This window comes from Methylolobus aquaticus (genome assembly GCF_054172105.1).
This window is the reverse complement of record NZ_JBSYXP010000022.1, coordinates 1-13,958: the sequence shown is the minus strand read 5'-3', so window position 1 is coordinate 13,958 and position 13,958 is coordinate 1. Positions and strand designations below refer to the sequence as shown.

Annotated in this window: 14 protein-coding genes; 7 read left to right on the top strand and 7 right to left on the bottom strand. The window is 62.4% G+C overall.

Annotated elements, in window-relative coordinates; genetic code table 11:
- Positions 1-45: 45 nt before the first annotated feature.
- Entirely contained in the window at positions 46-1,128 is a 1,083-nt protein-coding gene (locus tag ACW73L_RS20435) for an ABC transporter ATP-binding protein (protein ID WP_498924412.1), read from the bottom strand.
- Between the two features lie 317 nt (positions 1,129-1,445).
- Here ACW73L_RS20435 and ACW73L_RS20430 point away from each other — a divergent pair, with 317 nt between their 5' ends.
- Complete coding sequence (locus tag ACW73L_RS20430) at positions 1,446-1,691, top strand: hypothetical protein (RefSeq protein WP_129883273.1); 246 nt, start codon at positions 1,446-1,448, stop codon at positions 1,689-1,691.
- A 153-nt stretch (positions 1,692-1,844) separates the two neighbouring features.
- Here ACW73L_RS20430 and ACW73L_RS20425 read toward each other — a convergent pair whose 3' ends face one another.
- Positions 1,845-2,624 (bottom strand): DUF3313 domain-containing protein, encoded by a 780-nt coding sequence (locus ACW73L_RS20425; RefSeq protein ID WP_498924411.1) that lies wholly within the window; start codon positions 2,622-2,624, stop codon positions 1,845-1,847.
- A gap of 285 nt (positions 2,625-2,909) precedes the next feature.
- Between ACW73L_RS20425 and ACW73L_RS20420 the strand changes: the two genes are divergently transcribed.
- From ACW73L_RS20420 to mscL, 3 genes are all read left to right on the top strand, one after another.
- Positions 2,910-3,674, top strand: a complete 765-nt coding sequence (locus tag ACW73L_RS20420; protein ID WP_498924410.1) for an META domain-containing protein — start codon at positions 2,910-2,912, stop codon at positions 3,672-3,674.
- A 119-nt stretch (positions 3,675-3,793) separates the two neighbouring features.
- Positions 3,794-4,117 (top strand): protease inhibitor I42 family protein, encoded by a 324-nt coding sequence (locus tag ACW73L_RS20415; protein WP_498924409.1) that lies wholly within the window; start codon positions 3,794-3,796, stop codon positions 4,115-4,117.
- A 111-nt stretch (positions 4,118-4,228) separates the two neighbouring features.
- The gene (gene mscL / locus ACW73L_RS20410; RefSeq protein ID WP_498924408.1) at positions 4,229-4,681 is read left to right on the top strand and encodes a large conductance mechanosensitive channel protein MscL; all 453 of its coding nucleotides are present in this window, start codon (positions 4,229-4,231) and stop codon (positions 4,679-4,681) included.
- A 243-nt stretch (positions 4,682-4,924) separates the two neighbouring features.
- On the opposite strand, the gene ACW73L_RS20405 is transcribed toward mscL, so the two are convergent.
- Positions 4,925-5,164, bottom strand: coding sequence for a hypothetical protein (locus tag ACW73L_RS20405; protein WP_498924407.1), 240 nt, complete (start codon positions 5,162-5,164; stop codon positions 4,925-4,927).
- 396 nt (positions 5,165-5,560) lie between these two features.
- Here ACW73L_RS20405 and ACW73L_RS20400 point away from each other — a divergent pair, with 396 nt between their 5' ends.
- Complete coding sequence (locus tag ACW73L_RS20400; protein WP_498924406.1) at positions 5,561-6,748, top strand: hypothetical protein; 1,188 nt, start codon at positions 5,561-5,563, stop codon at positions 6,746-6,748.
- A 139-nt stretch (positions 6,749-6,887) separates the two neighbouring features.
- Here ACW73L_RS20400 and ACW73L_RS20395 read toward each other — a convergent pair whose 3' ends face one another.
- Positions 6,888-7,481, bottom strand: a complete 594-nt coding sequence (locus ACW73L_RS20395; protein WP_139559310.1) for a hypothetical protein — start codon at positions 7,479-7,481, stop codon at positions 6,888-6,890.
- A 3-nt stretch (positions 7,482-7,484) separates the two neighbouring features.
- Complete coding sequence (locus tag ACW73L_RS20390) at positions 7,485-7,739, bottom strand: hypothetical protein (protein WP_498924405.1); 255 nt, start codon at positions 7,737-7,739, stop codon at positions 7,485-7,487.
- A 921-nt stretch (positions 7,740-8,660) separates the two neighbouring features.
- On the opposite strand from ACW73L_RS20390, the gene ACW73L_RS20385 reads away from it, so the two are divergent.
- Positions 8,661-9,641, top strand: a complete 981-nt coding sequence (locus ACW73L_RS20385) for an HAD family hydrolase (protein WP_498924404.1) — start codon at positions 8,661-8,663, stop codon at positions 9,639-9,641.
- Between the two features lie 38 nt (positions 9,642-9,679).
- Here ACW73L_RS20385 and ACW73L_RS20380 read toward each other — a convergent pair whose 3' ends face one another.
- A complete protein-coding gene (locus ACW73L_RS20380; RefSeq protein ID WP_498924403.1) occupies positions 9,680-10,492 on the bottom strand; it encodes a cupredoxin domain-containing protein in 813 nt (270 codons plus the stop codon).
- A gap of 311 nt (positions 10,493-10,803) precedes the next feature.
- Here ACW73L_RS20380 and ACW73L_RS20375 point away from each other — a divergent pair, with 311 nt between their 5' ends.
- Positions 10,804-11,790, top strand: coding sequence for a DUF6929 family protein (locus tag ACW73L_RS20375; RefSeq protein ID WP_498924402.1), 987 nt, complete (start codon positions 10,804-10,806; stop codon positions 11,788-11,790).
- A 36-nt stretch (positions 11,791-11,826) separates the two neighbouring features.
- Here ACW73L_RS20375 and ACW73L_RS20370 read toward each other — a convergent pair whose 3' ends face one another.
- On the bottom strand, positions 11,827-13,665 hold the full coding sequence (locus ACW73L_RS20370; protein ID WP_498924401.1) for a radical SAM protein: 1,839 nt from the start codon (positions 13,663-13,665) through the stop codon (positions 11,827-11,829).
- Positions 13,666-13,958: the final 293 nt, after the last annotated feature.

Below are 13,958 nucleotides of genomic sequence, written 5' to 3'. Positions count from 1 at the left end.
GGCAAGCGCACCGGGTGTGGCCGGTTCAGTCGTATTCATCGCGGGTCAGCCCGGCAGCATGACGACATCGTCGATACGGACGGTCGCGGTGACGGTCGTTCCGGACGGTTCCAGCAGGGCTGTCGGGTTCATCTGCGTGATCTTCAGCGCCAACCGGTCGTTCAGACGCAGTTCGTATTGCGCTGTCGCACCGAGGTAGATCGTGTTGTCGATGAACCCGCTGAAGCGGTCCGACGAAGCCTCTCCGTCGTCGGTGAGCCGCAGCGCTTCCGGTCGCAGCGACAGCAACACGGACTCGCCGGGTTCGGGTCGCCAGCCGACCAGGTGGCAGCATGCGGCTAAACGGCCGGCAGCGGTGTCGACATCGAACTGCGCGGCTTCGGTGCCGGGACCGATGACTGTCCCGGGCAGGATGTTGGTCTCGCCGATGAACTCCGCGACCATCCGGTTGACCGGATTGCGGTAGACCTCGAGGGGTGTGCCGACCTGGACCAGCCTCCCGGCTTCCATGACGGCCAGCCGGTCCGCCATCGACAGGGCTTCTTCCTGGTCATGCGTCACGTAGATCCCGGTCAGGCCGAATTCCTTGCAGATCCGGCGAATCTCGGTGCGCATGTCCAAGCGCAGCTTGGCGTCCAGATTCGACAGGGGTTCGTCCAGGAACAGGCATTTCGGTCTAATGACCAGGGCCCGGGCCAAGGCGACGCGCTGCTGCTGTCCCCCGGACAACTGCTGGATCCGCCGTTCGCCGAGGCCCTCGAGCTTCACCGCGGCCAGCGCCTCGGCCACCCGCGCGGCGATCTCCGGTCTGGGACACTTGCGCTCTTCGAGGCCAAAGGCGACGTTCTCGGCAACCGTCAAATGGGGCCACAGCGCGTAGCTCTGGAACATCATGCCGGTGCCGCGCTGATGCGCGGGCAGATGCGTAACGTCTTCGTCGTCGAAGTGGATCGTGCCGGCATCGGGGGTATAGAACCCGGCGAGGTGGCGCAGCAGTGTGGTCTTGCCGCAGCCGCTGGGGCCGAGCAGGAAAAACAGCTCGCCGGGTTCGATGCGCAGGTTGATGTCGGCCAGCACCGTCGCCGTACCGAAGCGCTTCGTCAGCCTGTCTACCGTGATTGCGACCATCGATGCGGAGTTCCCCTTTACTGCTGCAGGGCTACGCCATCATGCGTAAGGCAGCATGGTAGGGCAATCAGGCAGTCATTCGCGACCCCCTGCGCCGCCGCAGGCTGACTGCGGTGGCGCCTTTCGTCTCCGAAAACTGTGGCATTTGCCACACCCGGCTATGGGGCTTGACTCAGTTTTGGACGTGTTCGATGGTGCCCACGTAAGCATCCCCTTATCGAACAAGGGAGATACGCTTGGGCACGATTGTTGGATCTATCCGGTCGTCGCCAAATCTGACTGCGGCCCATAACTTAAAACGACCGAGGAAAGCCTGAATGACCGCCACTGCTATTGCGCCGCTCCGCTCATCTGCTCCCAACCGCGAATCCGGCAAGCTGTTGCTCGGCACCGGCCTCGCGTTCGCGTCGCTGATCCTGGTGCCGGCTGTCGCCGCACAGATCGGCCTGGGCGCCAGCCTCACTGGCGCGCTGCGCATCGCTCTGATGAAGGCGTCGAGCCGCGCCGTCCGGGGTTCCGGCACGGGCGGCGACGACGTCGCCGCATCGTTCAGCTGCCATTGACGCGACGGGCCAACCGCTCGCGTGGAGAGGGGCGCGGCATCCAGCCTGCCCTTCTCCTGCGCGTTCGCCCGAGGGGTGGTGACAGGGCATCGGCGGCGGGCATCAATCATCCTGATTGCGACGACGCCTTTCGCAGAGTTCAGAGAACGTCTGTCACGGCCGATAGCTCTCGATCTTTTGGTCCAGGGTTTGTTCCTGCGGCCGGGTGGTGAACGAGCCCGTTTCATGGCAGCTGATCAGTCGCTGAGTGCCGCGTTCCCGCCACACCTTCAACGCGGCCCGCACGCTGTCCCAGGCATCCAGATTGCGGATGTCGAGCAAGCCGACGCGTTTGTCGACCGCCGCTGACAGGCGTTCGCCGGTCACCGAGTCGAGGTATTCGAGTTCGTAGGCGACGTCGCCGGTGAACAGTGCCTGCCCTTTGCCTTCCGCGTACACCGTTGCTGCACCGCTGACGTAGGGGGCGGCCGCACTGATATCTTCCAGCAGGACGTTCGCCTTTTCGGCTTCGGTGAAGGCGCCGCGGATGCGCATGACGCCGGGGCCGGGGCTGTCGACGATCGTCATTCCGGCATCGGTGACCGTCTGGCGCAGTGCCTCGGCGCCGAGTGTCCGCAGCATATCCCGATCCTTTTCCTCGAGTTGCTGCAGCGATGACTGATCGCCGCGAGCCCACAAGGTCACGGGATCGATCATCGCCTTTCTGTAGAGCCGGCAGTCGGCTCTGGGGTTGCCGTAGACCAGGTAAGGTTCATTACCGACCCCACGGCGCATATCCGAGTAGTCGCCGAGAAATCCGGCCGGCGTGACATGCCGTGCCTCTTTGGTCGTGCTGCAGCCGGTCATTGCGATGGCGCCGAGCGCAATGGCCAGTGAAGCGGTGACAGCGCTGATCCGCCGCCGTTGTGGGCGGGGTCGTGGAAGAGTGTTCATGGGATTCACCATCGATTCTCATAGGAATGGCGGAAGCTTGATGTGTTGCACGGTAAGCCGCCAAGGCGGTACCGACGCTTCCGTCGCCTACAGTCTGGTGCAAGTTGGCGAAAACGGGCGCGACTCCACGCTGCCGTTGACCGGCGAACCGTCCGCAGGCTTGCTCGCACTGGCAGCGCAGACCTGCGTGTCCCCCTGTCGTCGTTGACAAGCTACCGGAGCGCAGGCACGCTGCGCCATGCTTGAAGTGCTGCGGGTTATGCAGACTTTTCGGATCCCCCCCTCATGAAGCGAAGAGTCCTGTTTTCTTTAGTCGCGTGTATTGGCCTGCTGGCGGCTGGTGGGGTGGCGGCAGCAACGATCAGCGGCACCGCGACCTACCGCGAGCGCATCGCGCTGCCGACGGACGCGGCGTTCGACGCAGTCGTGGAAGATGTCTCCAGAGCCGATGCGCCGTCCACCGGAATCGGCCGTATCGACCTGAAGCCGGCGGGACAGGTCCCCATCCACTTCGAGATTCCGTATGACGAATCCCGCGTGCAGGCGGGTCATCGCTATAGCGTGCGCGCCCGGGTCACTCACGAGGGCCGTTTGTTGTTTACCACTACCCGCATGTATCCGGTGCTTACGCCGACGTCCGGTGGCACAGTCGAGTTGATGATGGAGCGCGTTTCCCTAACCCAGGACCACAAGCCCGACCGCAGTCTGGCGAACACCTATTGGAAGCTGACCGAACTGAACGGCGGTCCGGTCAAGGTATTGCCGCAGCAACGCGAACCGCACCTGATCCTGCAGTCCGAGCAGCAGCGTCTGGCCGGTTCCGGCGGATGCAATCGCTTGCTGGGCTCGTACACACTGCAGGGCGCGTCGATCGCGTTCGGCCAGGTGGCGTCGACGATGATGGCCTGCGTCGACGGCATGGAGCAGGAGACGGCCTTCTTCCGCACCCTGGAGTCCGTGCGTGCCTGGAAGATCCGTGGCGATGGTCTCGAGTTGCTCGACGATTCGGGACGCGTCGTCGCGCGCTTCGTGGCCGTCGATCTGCGCTGACCCCGAACCGGGAGGTCCATATGTGCCCCGAAAGAGCGCCGTGTTGGGCGCCGCTGATTTTCCTCGTTGCCGTCGGCGCTTGCGCCGCGATAAAGCCGCTCCCACCCGCACCGGAGCCCATGGTCGTCAGTGCTGATCGGTCCGGCACCAACCTGGCGCTGTTGAAGGGACAGGAGTTGGTGATCCGCCTCCCGGGCAATCCAACGACAGGGTATCGCTGGTCTTCGTTCGGGCCGACCGGGGCTGTGCTGACTGCCGCAGGACCGGCGGCGTACGAACCGGACGCGGGAACTTCCCAGCGCGTCGGCGCCGGCGGCTTCGAGATCTGGCGCTTCGTCGCCGCCCGCGCCGGCACGGCCGAACTGCGCTTCGAGTATCGCCGGCCCTGGGAAACGGGCGTGGCACCCCTTCAGGTGCTTCGCTTTACGGTCAGGGTTCGGTGATTTTTCAGAGAAGCGAGAGGCGCTCTCCCGTCACGGGTCACCGATGGGGTGTTGTAGAATCACGCCTGGTTCGCTTGTCTAGACGAGTCACACACCACATGGGAACAGCAGATGCTTGAGGATTTCAAGAAATTCATTTTGAAGGGTAATGTCGTCGATTTATCCACCGGCGTCATTATCGGCGCGGCCTTCACCGGCATCGTCACGGCATTCACGAAAGGGATAGTCGAGCCGGTCATCGCCCTTGCCGGCGGTGGTCCCAGCCCGAAACTGACCATCCCGATCATGCAGAAGATGGTCGAGGTCACCGAGAAGAATGCCGCCGGGCAGGATGTGACCCATGTGGTCAACAAACTGATCGAACTGGATGTCGGCATCATTATCGGCGCACTCATCAGCTTTTTGATCACCGCGGCGGTGGTGTTCTTCGTGATCATCAAGCCCATGAACAAGCTGGTCGAACTCGCCAACAAGAGCCAGCCTGAGCCGCCACCTGCGGAAACGCCGGCCGACGTGCAGTTACTGACCGAAATCCGCGACCTGCTCAAGTCCCGTCCCAACTAAGCCAGCGCCTGCTCGGTCCGGTTCGCAATCGACCGGACCGAGCAGGGCGATTCGGTGGTGAGGGCGGATGCCTTGTGTATGAATAGTTGAGCCCAAGCCGAGTAGACGGGTAATGAGTCGTCGGCGGAAAGCTTACGGATCGGACCCGTTGCCAGGCCAGTGACTCGATCCTGATCTGGCGCTCTCTGCGGGTGCAGTGATTACGTCTGTAAAGGCGCGAGTCGCGCGGTGGGCTCTTTTGGGTCAAACCACGCCGTAAATCTTCCCGACCCATTCGGGGCGCTCGACGTGATCGATCAGATAGTCCACCCATTCTTCACTGCGTTTGCGCTCGAGCGGTGCCAGTGCCGGATAGGCGCGGCGGTAAATCGCATTGAATTCGCGAATGTCGGCGAGAGTGAAGGGCGGCTCGTGGCAAGCAAAGAAGTGATTGATCTCGCCGTAGTTTACGGAATGTAGGGCCTTGATCTTGGCAGCTTCCATGAATTCCCCCCCCTCGGCGCGCCATCGCGCCATTTTGCTTCTTTGGCATTCACCAGCAGGCAAAGTGTCCTGGCGGTAAAGTTCGTGACTTGATGCACACAGGACGATTAAGCAAGCCAGGTGCCATCCGGTAAACCCAGGAATCATGTGGAAATTAGTCGGGCGATGGGTGGACCGGGGGGATCTTTTCACTCAGGCACTGGGTGTTTTGGCGCACTCTGACCGCTGGGTTGTCGCGCGCGGTGCTCTCCCCCCATGCACGCGGGTGCTCGGCTGCGACCGCCGCTGTCAGGGTACGGTTCCGGTCTAGCATAGGCTGCCCCTGCGGAAGGGCCGGCACTCTGCCGGCGAGACGGCACGACTCTTTATTCTTTCGGTAATCGGGTGATCCAGACCATGCACGATGCATACGTTCGAGATGGCGCGGAGGCAGGACTCTCGCTGGTGCGCAACGACCTGCTGTTTCGCTTGCAGCGCAAGCTGGGGCTCGTGCCGGAAAACGGTCTCGGTGTGGTCCGGCGGGCAATCTTCTGGTCGCTTGTCGCGTGGTTGCCGGTGGCACTGTGGGCCTGCTGGACCGGCCATTTTCGCCCCGAAGCAACAGGGGAATCGCTGTTGCAGCATTTCGGGGTCAACGCGCGCTGCCTGATCGCGATACCGTTGTTCATACTCGCGGAAGGCACCAGCCACCGACTGACGACGGGGCTCATTCCCTACTTCGAGACCTCGGGACTGGTGCGGCCGTCCGATGTGCGCCCGTTTCGGGAGTTGCTGGTCGGCGTCGCGCGGCTGCGCGATACGGTTTACCCATGGATCGTAATCCTGGGTCTGATCGTCACGCTGGAAACCCTGCCGCTCACTTTGACCGATACGCATGAACTCGCGTGGGCTGGCTCCGAGACCGACATTGACGGATTGGGTTTCGGTGGTTGGTGGTACCTCCACGTCTCGCGCGCGATCTTCCTGGTTCTGCTGCTCGCCTGGCTGTGGCGCGTCATCCTGTTGACCACCTTGTTCCACCGGATTTCGAAGCTCGATCTGCAACTCGTGCCGACGCATCCGGACGGTGCTGGAGGGCTGGGTTTTCTGGAACGGTTTCCCATGGCTTTCAGCCTGGTGCTATTGGCGATATCGATAGTTCCCGCATCGAAATGGGCGCACGAGGTGCTTTACCACGGCAAGGATGTGCACGCCCTTCAGTCCGGCATGATCGGGCTGGCCCTGGTCCTGCTGCTGGTGTTCGCCTCCCCGTACCTGGTCTGGGTCGGCACGCTGGCCCGCACGCGGAAGCAGGCCCTGCTCGACTATGGTGCGCTTGTCGGAGAGCATGGACGCCTGGTTCGCCGGCGCTGGATCGATAAGATGCCGGTGGAGGATGATGCGGTGCTGACCGCGCCCGAACTCGGCCCGGTGGCCGACACGGTTGCACTGTACGAAGCAGCGCAGAACATGCGAGCACTGCCGCTGGGGAAGCAGTCGCTGCTCGCGCTCGTGGTGCCGGTCGCGTTGCCGATGCTGGGTGTGGTCGCGCTGCGGATTCCGGTCAAGGAGATCCTGCTGACCCTGTTGAAAGCGCTAGCCTGAGGCCGCGCTGCGGATGATCCGCGAATCGGCTCCGGCCAACTCACGACTGGAATCGGAATAAGCACATGGCCCGGGTGCACGCACCCGGGCCAGGGCGATGGACGGGGCGCGGCGGCGCCTCGACTCAGGGGGAGGTGGCCTACGGCACCCCGGGGCTCAGGTTCGAAGAGCCGAAAGTGATGAAGAAAAAGGCCGTGGCACCGCGCACGTAGGTGTGGCCCTCGTACGTCGGCGTGGAGGCGAGGTACTTGCCCGAGGCACGTTCATAGATATCGATCGTGAAGCGTGTGAAGGCGCTTTGCGTGCTGGATTTATAAAATGCCATCTCCGGCAGCGAGATCGGGAACAGGGAGCCGGTCACCGGCGGAATACCGAAGAAGAACTCGTTGCTGTTGGTGCCGAACGCATGAATCATCACCCGCAGCAGGTACTGTTCATTCTTGTCTCCCGGGATCCGCAGGCCTTGTTTTCCCAGCCAGCGCGTGATGCCGGCCTGGACGAACGCTTTGTCGGGCACGGTGTCGGGACTCAAGCCGTAGGTCTCGATAGCGACCGATCGGCCGGCGGGTATGTTGATACGTGCGTGAGCGACGGTCTGTGCGAGCGACTGATCCAGAATCAACTGCTCGGTTGCAGTGCGGGGTGTGTCGGTCATGCGGCCGGATGTCGTACAGCCGCTGAGTGATGCGACGCCTACGGCGACGCTGAGGAGGGCAAGGCTACGTCGGATCATGGCTTAGTCCTCCTTGGGCTGCAGGCCCCAGGCGGTCATCAGTGCCTGGTCGGTCAAAACGGTCATGGTTTCGGTATTCGGCAGTCCAAAGAAGGTTTCGTAGCGCGCATCGCCGGTCCAGATCAGCCGTCCGGTGCGGGCGTCAACGCCCTTAACCGTGACCAGCGGGGGGCGGGCCTCGTCCGCCCGGTCGGCGAACACGACTGCGTCGGCGCCCACTGCATTGGCCGCTTGGACGATCGTTTCTTCCTTGATCAAGAAAGCGTCTTCAGTCGCGACCTGGGTCCCGAGTGCTTCGTGGATTCGGTCGCGGTGAATCACGGACAAACCGTGTGCCTTTACCCAGGCTGCAGCCGCGTCGATGGTCCGTTCATCATTTCCCCATACGACCACTGACCGCACGTTGCGGGGTTTTGCGCCTGGAAAACCGGACACGGTAGGAGGTTCCGACGGAAGGTATTCATCCAGGACGGTGCCTGTGGAGCACCCCGAAAGAATTGGGATTATTGCCCACATGAGGCGGGTGGCTATTTTTCGCACACTACTGTCTCCTTGCTGCGTGACTCAAAAATGGTTCGTTCAGGCACAGTACCGGAACACGATCACGGATACGCGCCGCCGTTGCTGCCCACGGCATAGAATACGGGATTTTCGGGGGATTCGCGTGCTCGCCTGATGTACTTCAGTCCCCGCGCGAGTAAGGGCCATGCCGAGAATACCGCGCAACGACTTGCGACATCTCGGAGACGGGGGTTCAGGCGCCGAGTAACCACTGGTCAGATACCCGGTGCCAGGCGGATGGTAAGCACTCCAGGACTCCGGGCGACACAGACTGGTCGACGAGAACACGAGTGACTGATACCTATATCTTTCGCGCGTGCCGGTGACGGATAGAGGGTGAAAAGGCTGATCCAATTCCCTATACCGCGCGGTTAGAGAGGTTATTCCCCTTACGGAAAAGCGAAAGAAGAGCGACCTGAACGCCCCGCGTCGGTGAGGGGAAATCCGGTCCATCGGAAAGCCCTCAATGCCTGCTTAGTGACGATAAGCCAGGCGAGCTGGGCGTTGATTGGTGCGCGAGCGGATCCGGTCATGGCCTTTGAGGCGGCCGGGCCCCACCTTGCGGGTTTGCAGTGCAAACCCATTACACTCCCCGCAATCTTGATAGGGAATCCGAGCATGAAGACACTAATCACCTTGGTCATTGCGGCCATGCTGACTACCGCCGGCCCAGCCGTCGCGGCCCCCGATCCGCTTCCATCCTGGACCGAAGGCCCCGCGAAGTCACGCATCCTGAATTTTGTGCAGACCGTCACACAGCAGGGCGGGCCAGACTACGTCGCGCCCGCCGACCGAATCGCGGTCTTCGACAACGACGGGACCTTGTGGTCGGAGCAGCCCGCCTACTTCCAGTTGCTGTTCGCCATCGACCGCGTGAAATTGCTGGCCGCCACGCATCCCGAATGGAAGAAGAAGCAGCCGTTCAAGGCCGTGCTCGAGGGTGACATGAAGGCCTTGGGCGCCTCCGGCGAGAAGGGGTTGCTGGAACTGGTCATCGCAACCCACGTCGGGAACACGAGCGATGAGTTCGCCGTGATCGTCAAGGATTGGCTCGCAACCGCGAAACACCCGAAGTTCCAGCGCCCCTACACGGACCTCGTGTTCCAGCCGATGCTGGAACTATTGGCCTACCTGCGTGCGCACCGCTTCAAAACCTATATCGTGTCCGGCGGTGGCATCGAATTCCTGCGCGTATTCGCCGAGGAGCGCTACGGAATCCCACCCGAGCAGGTGTTCGGTTCCAGTGTGAAAACGAAGTACGAGGTGCGCGACGGCAAACCGGTGATCGTCCGGCTGCCGGAAGTCGACTTCATCGATGACAAGGCCGGCAAGCCGGTCGGCATCAATACCTTCATCGGAAAGCGGCCGATCGCCGCGTTCGGCAACTCCGATGGCGACTTCCAAATGCTCGAATGGGTCACCTCGGGTCCGGGCGCACGGTTCGGCCTGATCGTCCATCACGACGATGCCGCGCGCGAATTCGCCTACGACCGCCACAGCGCTTTCGGCCGGCTCGACCGCGGCCTGGATGAAGCGCCCAAACGCGGCTGGACGCTGGTCAGCATGAAGACCGATTGGCGTCGGGTCTATCCCGAGTAGGCCGGGCGCGCCGCGTCGGGGTCCTCCCCTGCCTCCGCCTACTCCCCCGGTCCGCTGCAGGCGGCCGGGTTTGCGATGGCCGCCGGAATGGCCCGCAGATACTGATAGACGGCGTCGAGGTCGTCGTTGGTCATCTGCCCGAGCATCGGCCATGGCATGACCTGCAGCAGCGGGCTGATGTCGGGGTGAACGTTCTTTAAGTCCTTCCCGGTCCGCATGGTGGCTCGAAATTGCGCCAGGGTCATGCCGGCCGGCAGACCGTTTTCGTCCTTGGTGAGGTTGCGTGACACGAAGGGACCGAAAGTGACTCCGCCGGCCAGGTACCCGCGTGCTCTGAACTGCTTCGGTTCGCCCTTGAACGGGTTGTGGCCTTTTGCATAAGTCGGGCAACTGTGGCAGTCAGCGCAGGACCCCTGTGCATTGACGATGTAGCTACCGAGCCCCACCGCATCGCGTTGGCGCGGCGAGTAGCGTAGCCGGACCGGCGCAATCGCCAGCCCCTGCTCGACCCGCGGATCTTCGACGACGGCTGGTTTCACGGTCACGGTACCCGTCATCCCCGAAAAGCAATGGATGAAGCAGAAATACGGATAGGTGCCAGGCTCGGTGAAGGTGCGGCTGAAGGTCGTGCCCGACGAATCCCACTTGCCGTCCCTGCGGCAATCGGTGCCGCTGGTCGATGTATGGAGGCTGCTGACCAACTCCCATTTGACGGTGTCGCCGACGTTGATTTCGACGTGTTCCGGGCTGAACGTCGTGCCGCCGGCTCTGACGACGACTTCCGCCGCCATCGCCTGGACAGCGGCAAGGCCACTGCTCAGCGCCAGCAGCACCCAATATGCGTATTTCATCCCGGCCCTCACGTCTCGCGGTTTGTGACTCACGGCAATCCCCAGCCCCGCATTCAGGATTACATAGGTTGCGAAGGATTGGAAACCCGGCGGGACGGGTTCGACCGCAATAGGCCACCGCGATCGACACGGCGCATGAAAGGCTCGATCCACTGCCCGGTATAATGCAGGTTCGCGACCCGAGTGCCCGACCAGGGGGCGCGCGGCGGGCCGCCAGCGATTCCTAGCCGTTCTGTCCCGCGAGGCCCGCCCGGCTTGCGGTGTCCGCCTGCCTGATCGCACTTCACCAACCCGATTTCCGAATCTCGATAATGTCCTCTACCGTCACCAGCCGCCGCGACCCATCGTTGCAGGCCGTACTAGGCAAGGGAACCCCGCTGCGCTATTCGTCCGGCTCAGACAGCTCACTGGACCGGCCAGCCCATGTCCGGGCGGGGTCCGGGCTCGTTCGTCTGGGGGAGCGCATTGCCATCATTCAGGACGATGCCCTGTTCATCGCCTTGCTCGACCCCGCGACCGGCGAAGTTTCTCCGGTGACCCTGCCGGCGGGTGAAGGCGGGCGGCGCCTCTTCGACGAAGCGCGTGGCAACAAGCATTTCAAGCTGGACCTGGAGGCCTGTACCACGGTGCCATGGGAAGGCGGCGAGGCGCTGCTGGCGTTCGGGTCGGGGTCGAGCGCGCGTCGGGAGACGCTGGTGCTGCTGGCGGAGTCGGGCGAGATGCGGACACTGGAGGTGCCCGGCTTCTATGCAGCGCTCCGGGCCGAAACCCGCTTCAGCGGCAGTGAACTCAACATCGAAGGCGCGTTGTACGCAGACGGCCGGCTGCGGCTGTTCAACCGGGGCAACGGCGCCCCGCGTGACGGTCTTCAACCCGTCAACGCGGTTGCTGAACTGGACTGGGCCGGGTTCTGGGCCTGTGTGACGGACCGCGGCGGAAACCTTGCGCCCGCTCTCGAGAATATCCGGCAATACGACCTCGGATTGCTGAATGGAGGCAGGCTAGGATTCACCGATGCCAGCATGACGCCGTTTGGTCTACTGTACGCCGCCAGCGCCGAGGACTCGCCCGACGTGACCCGCGACGGGGTCGTGACGGGCTCCGCGGTCGGTATCCTTTCCGGTGCGGCTGGCCCGCGCTGGATCGAACTGCGCGATCCCGATGGAAAGCTGTTCCCGCACAAGGTCGAAGGACTGTGTCCGGCGAATGATTCGCGGCGCTTTTACCTGGTGGTCGACGTGGACGATCCGGATCGGCCCTCGGAGCTCTATGAGGTCGAACTGAGCGGTGAGTGGTGATTCCCGGTGGGGAGGCAATCAAGCTCCGCAGGCCTCTCACCAGAAGTGCAGCCGCGCCCAGCCCGATACGCCGATCGAGACGCGATGGCGGAGGAGACTGGTCCTCCGTCGCAGTCCTAGCTGACCGTTCCAGCGTCGTATGGCCTGCCTGAGGCTACCGGGAAGCCAGTGGCGAGCCAGCGACGTTTTGCGACCCCAGAAGCGGTACTTGCCCGCGAACTCGAAGCCGGCAGTCAACAGGTTGGCATGGAGGCGCGGACAGGCCTCAGCGAAGGTTTCATCGCGGGATGCGTCCAGATCGTTCGTGAAGCGAATGAACTCCTCGCGGAGCAGCGCTGACTCGGCCGGCGCGGGACGCGGCCGCCGCAAACTGGCGATCACCGTGGACACATGCCATCGATTGGCGTCGGTACATTCCGTGTCCAGGTAGTCCGTCCAGGCCCGGAGTGCTTCGTCGATCACGGTCTGGGGCAACAGGTCGACACTGAGGTAACGGGGTTCCGTCAGCACGTTGTCCAGCACGAACGGAATCCCCTCCTGCTCACACATGCGCACGAGATCAAGCAAACCGAACACGTTGTAAGCCTGGAGTGTGGGTCTGACCGAGATCGGTACGCCGGCTTCACGGAAAGCGAGAATATTCGTCTTGATTGCCTCCCATTTTGCGGGAGGCCTGATGTATTCCTGGACCGTGCCGATGCCATCGAGGCTGAAGCCAATCTCCACCTTCTGGAATTGCTTCAACTGCTCCGCCATGGCGGCAGAGTAAACGGTCCCGTTGCTGGTGATGTACAGCGCAATGTGTTGTGAGTGCCCGTCCCGCACCAGGCGATCGAGAATGCGGGGCAGCGTCGGGTTGATCAGCGGTTCGCCACCGGAAACAACGATGTTTCTGAGGTGTTCCGGATGAGCGAAAACCTCTCCGAATACGACATCTTCGCTCTTGAACCAGTGTGGATTCTCCGGGATGCGGCTGACGATCTCGCGTGGCGGCCGCTTGCTGCTGATGGCCTTCGTGGTCAGCGTCAGGTCGCTAACGTCGATCTGCCCTCGGGCGCCTGTCAGCAGCAGCGACAGTTGCATTCCGGAAGGGCAGGACAGCGCGGGCTCGGGCTGGATCGAGAGTCGCCAACGGCGGCCTGAGAGCCATTTTTTGGCGAGTTGTGTTCCATTGACCACGACCGTGAGACGGCAGGGGAAGCGCGAACGCTTGATGCCGGCGAGTTCGATCGCTGCGATCGCTTCGGAAATGCCCGGCAGGGTGATCGTTGCTTCGACCGCCGCGATGGCACGGGTTTGCCGGTGATTCTCTTCCTCGAGTTGGCCGAATCCCGCATAGGTAATACCCTTGAGGTATTGGGGCAGTAATGCTTCGGTACGGGACAGGTCTCCTCTCCAGTTGGAATGCAAGGCGTCGGCGGCAATTTGCGAGCTGAATGTCGGGCTGCACATCCGGCATTTCAGATTGCACAGGTTCCCCAGCCATAGATGGAGTCCGGACGGTGGCGGCGCGGCCGCCTGCTGTGTCTCGACGATGGTCCGCGCTCTGGCGAACAGTTCACTGTCGTCGGCTACCTCCATGATGTCGATTGCGGCGCGATTGGCTATCTGGCGTAGGCTGGTACCACCGTCGTCTTCCTTTGCGTAGCAGCCCTTGCATGCATCGATTTCCGTGCCGTCGAGCATCCGGCGGCGAACGTCGCGCATGTATCCCGAATTCCAGATTTGCTCGAAAGGCACCGTGTGCAGGGAAAGTGTTCGATTACCTTGCGTCGCTTTGTGGGCCGTACTGCAACACAGGCTCGCCTTGCCGTCCGACTTGATATTGATTTGGTAAAACGGATATGCGCAGAAGGTTTTGTTGGTGTCGTGCATGGAGCCTCGCTGCGTTATCGGATTTCCTTTTTCACCGAGTGTGGGAGTCGTCCATGGCAGAAATCGCCATTACCTTCTGAGCTTAATGGTTATATCGGTTCGGCTAGAAAACCATTTCATCGTTGCGGCTTCTATGGTTTTGAAAGTGCTGCCACCGATGGAGGAGGGTCGCGGCCGAACTTCCGCTGGATGGTCGAAAACCCAAAATGTGGGGGTTTAACAGGATGGTGAAAAACCGCTCTGAAATTCCCCTTACCTTTCCCGCCGAACCAAATCGGCTGGGTGCGGGGTCG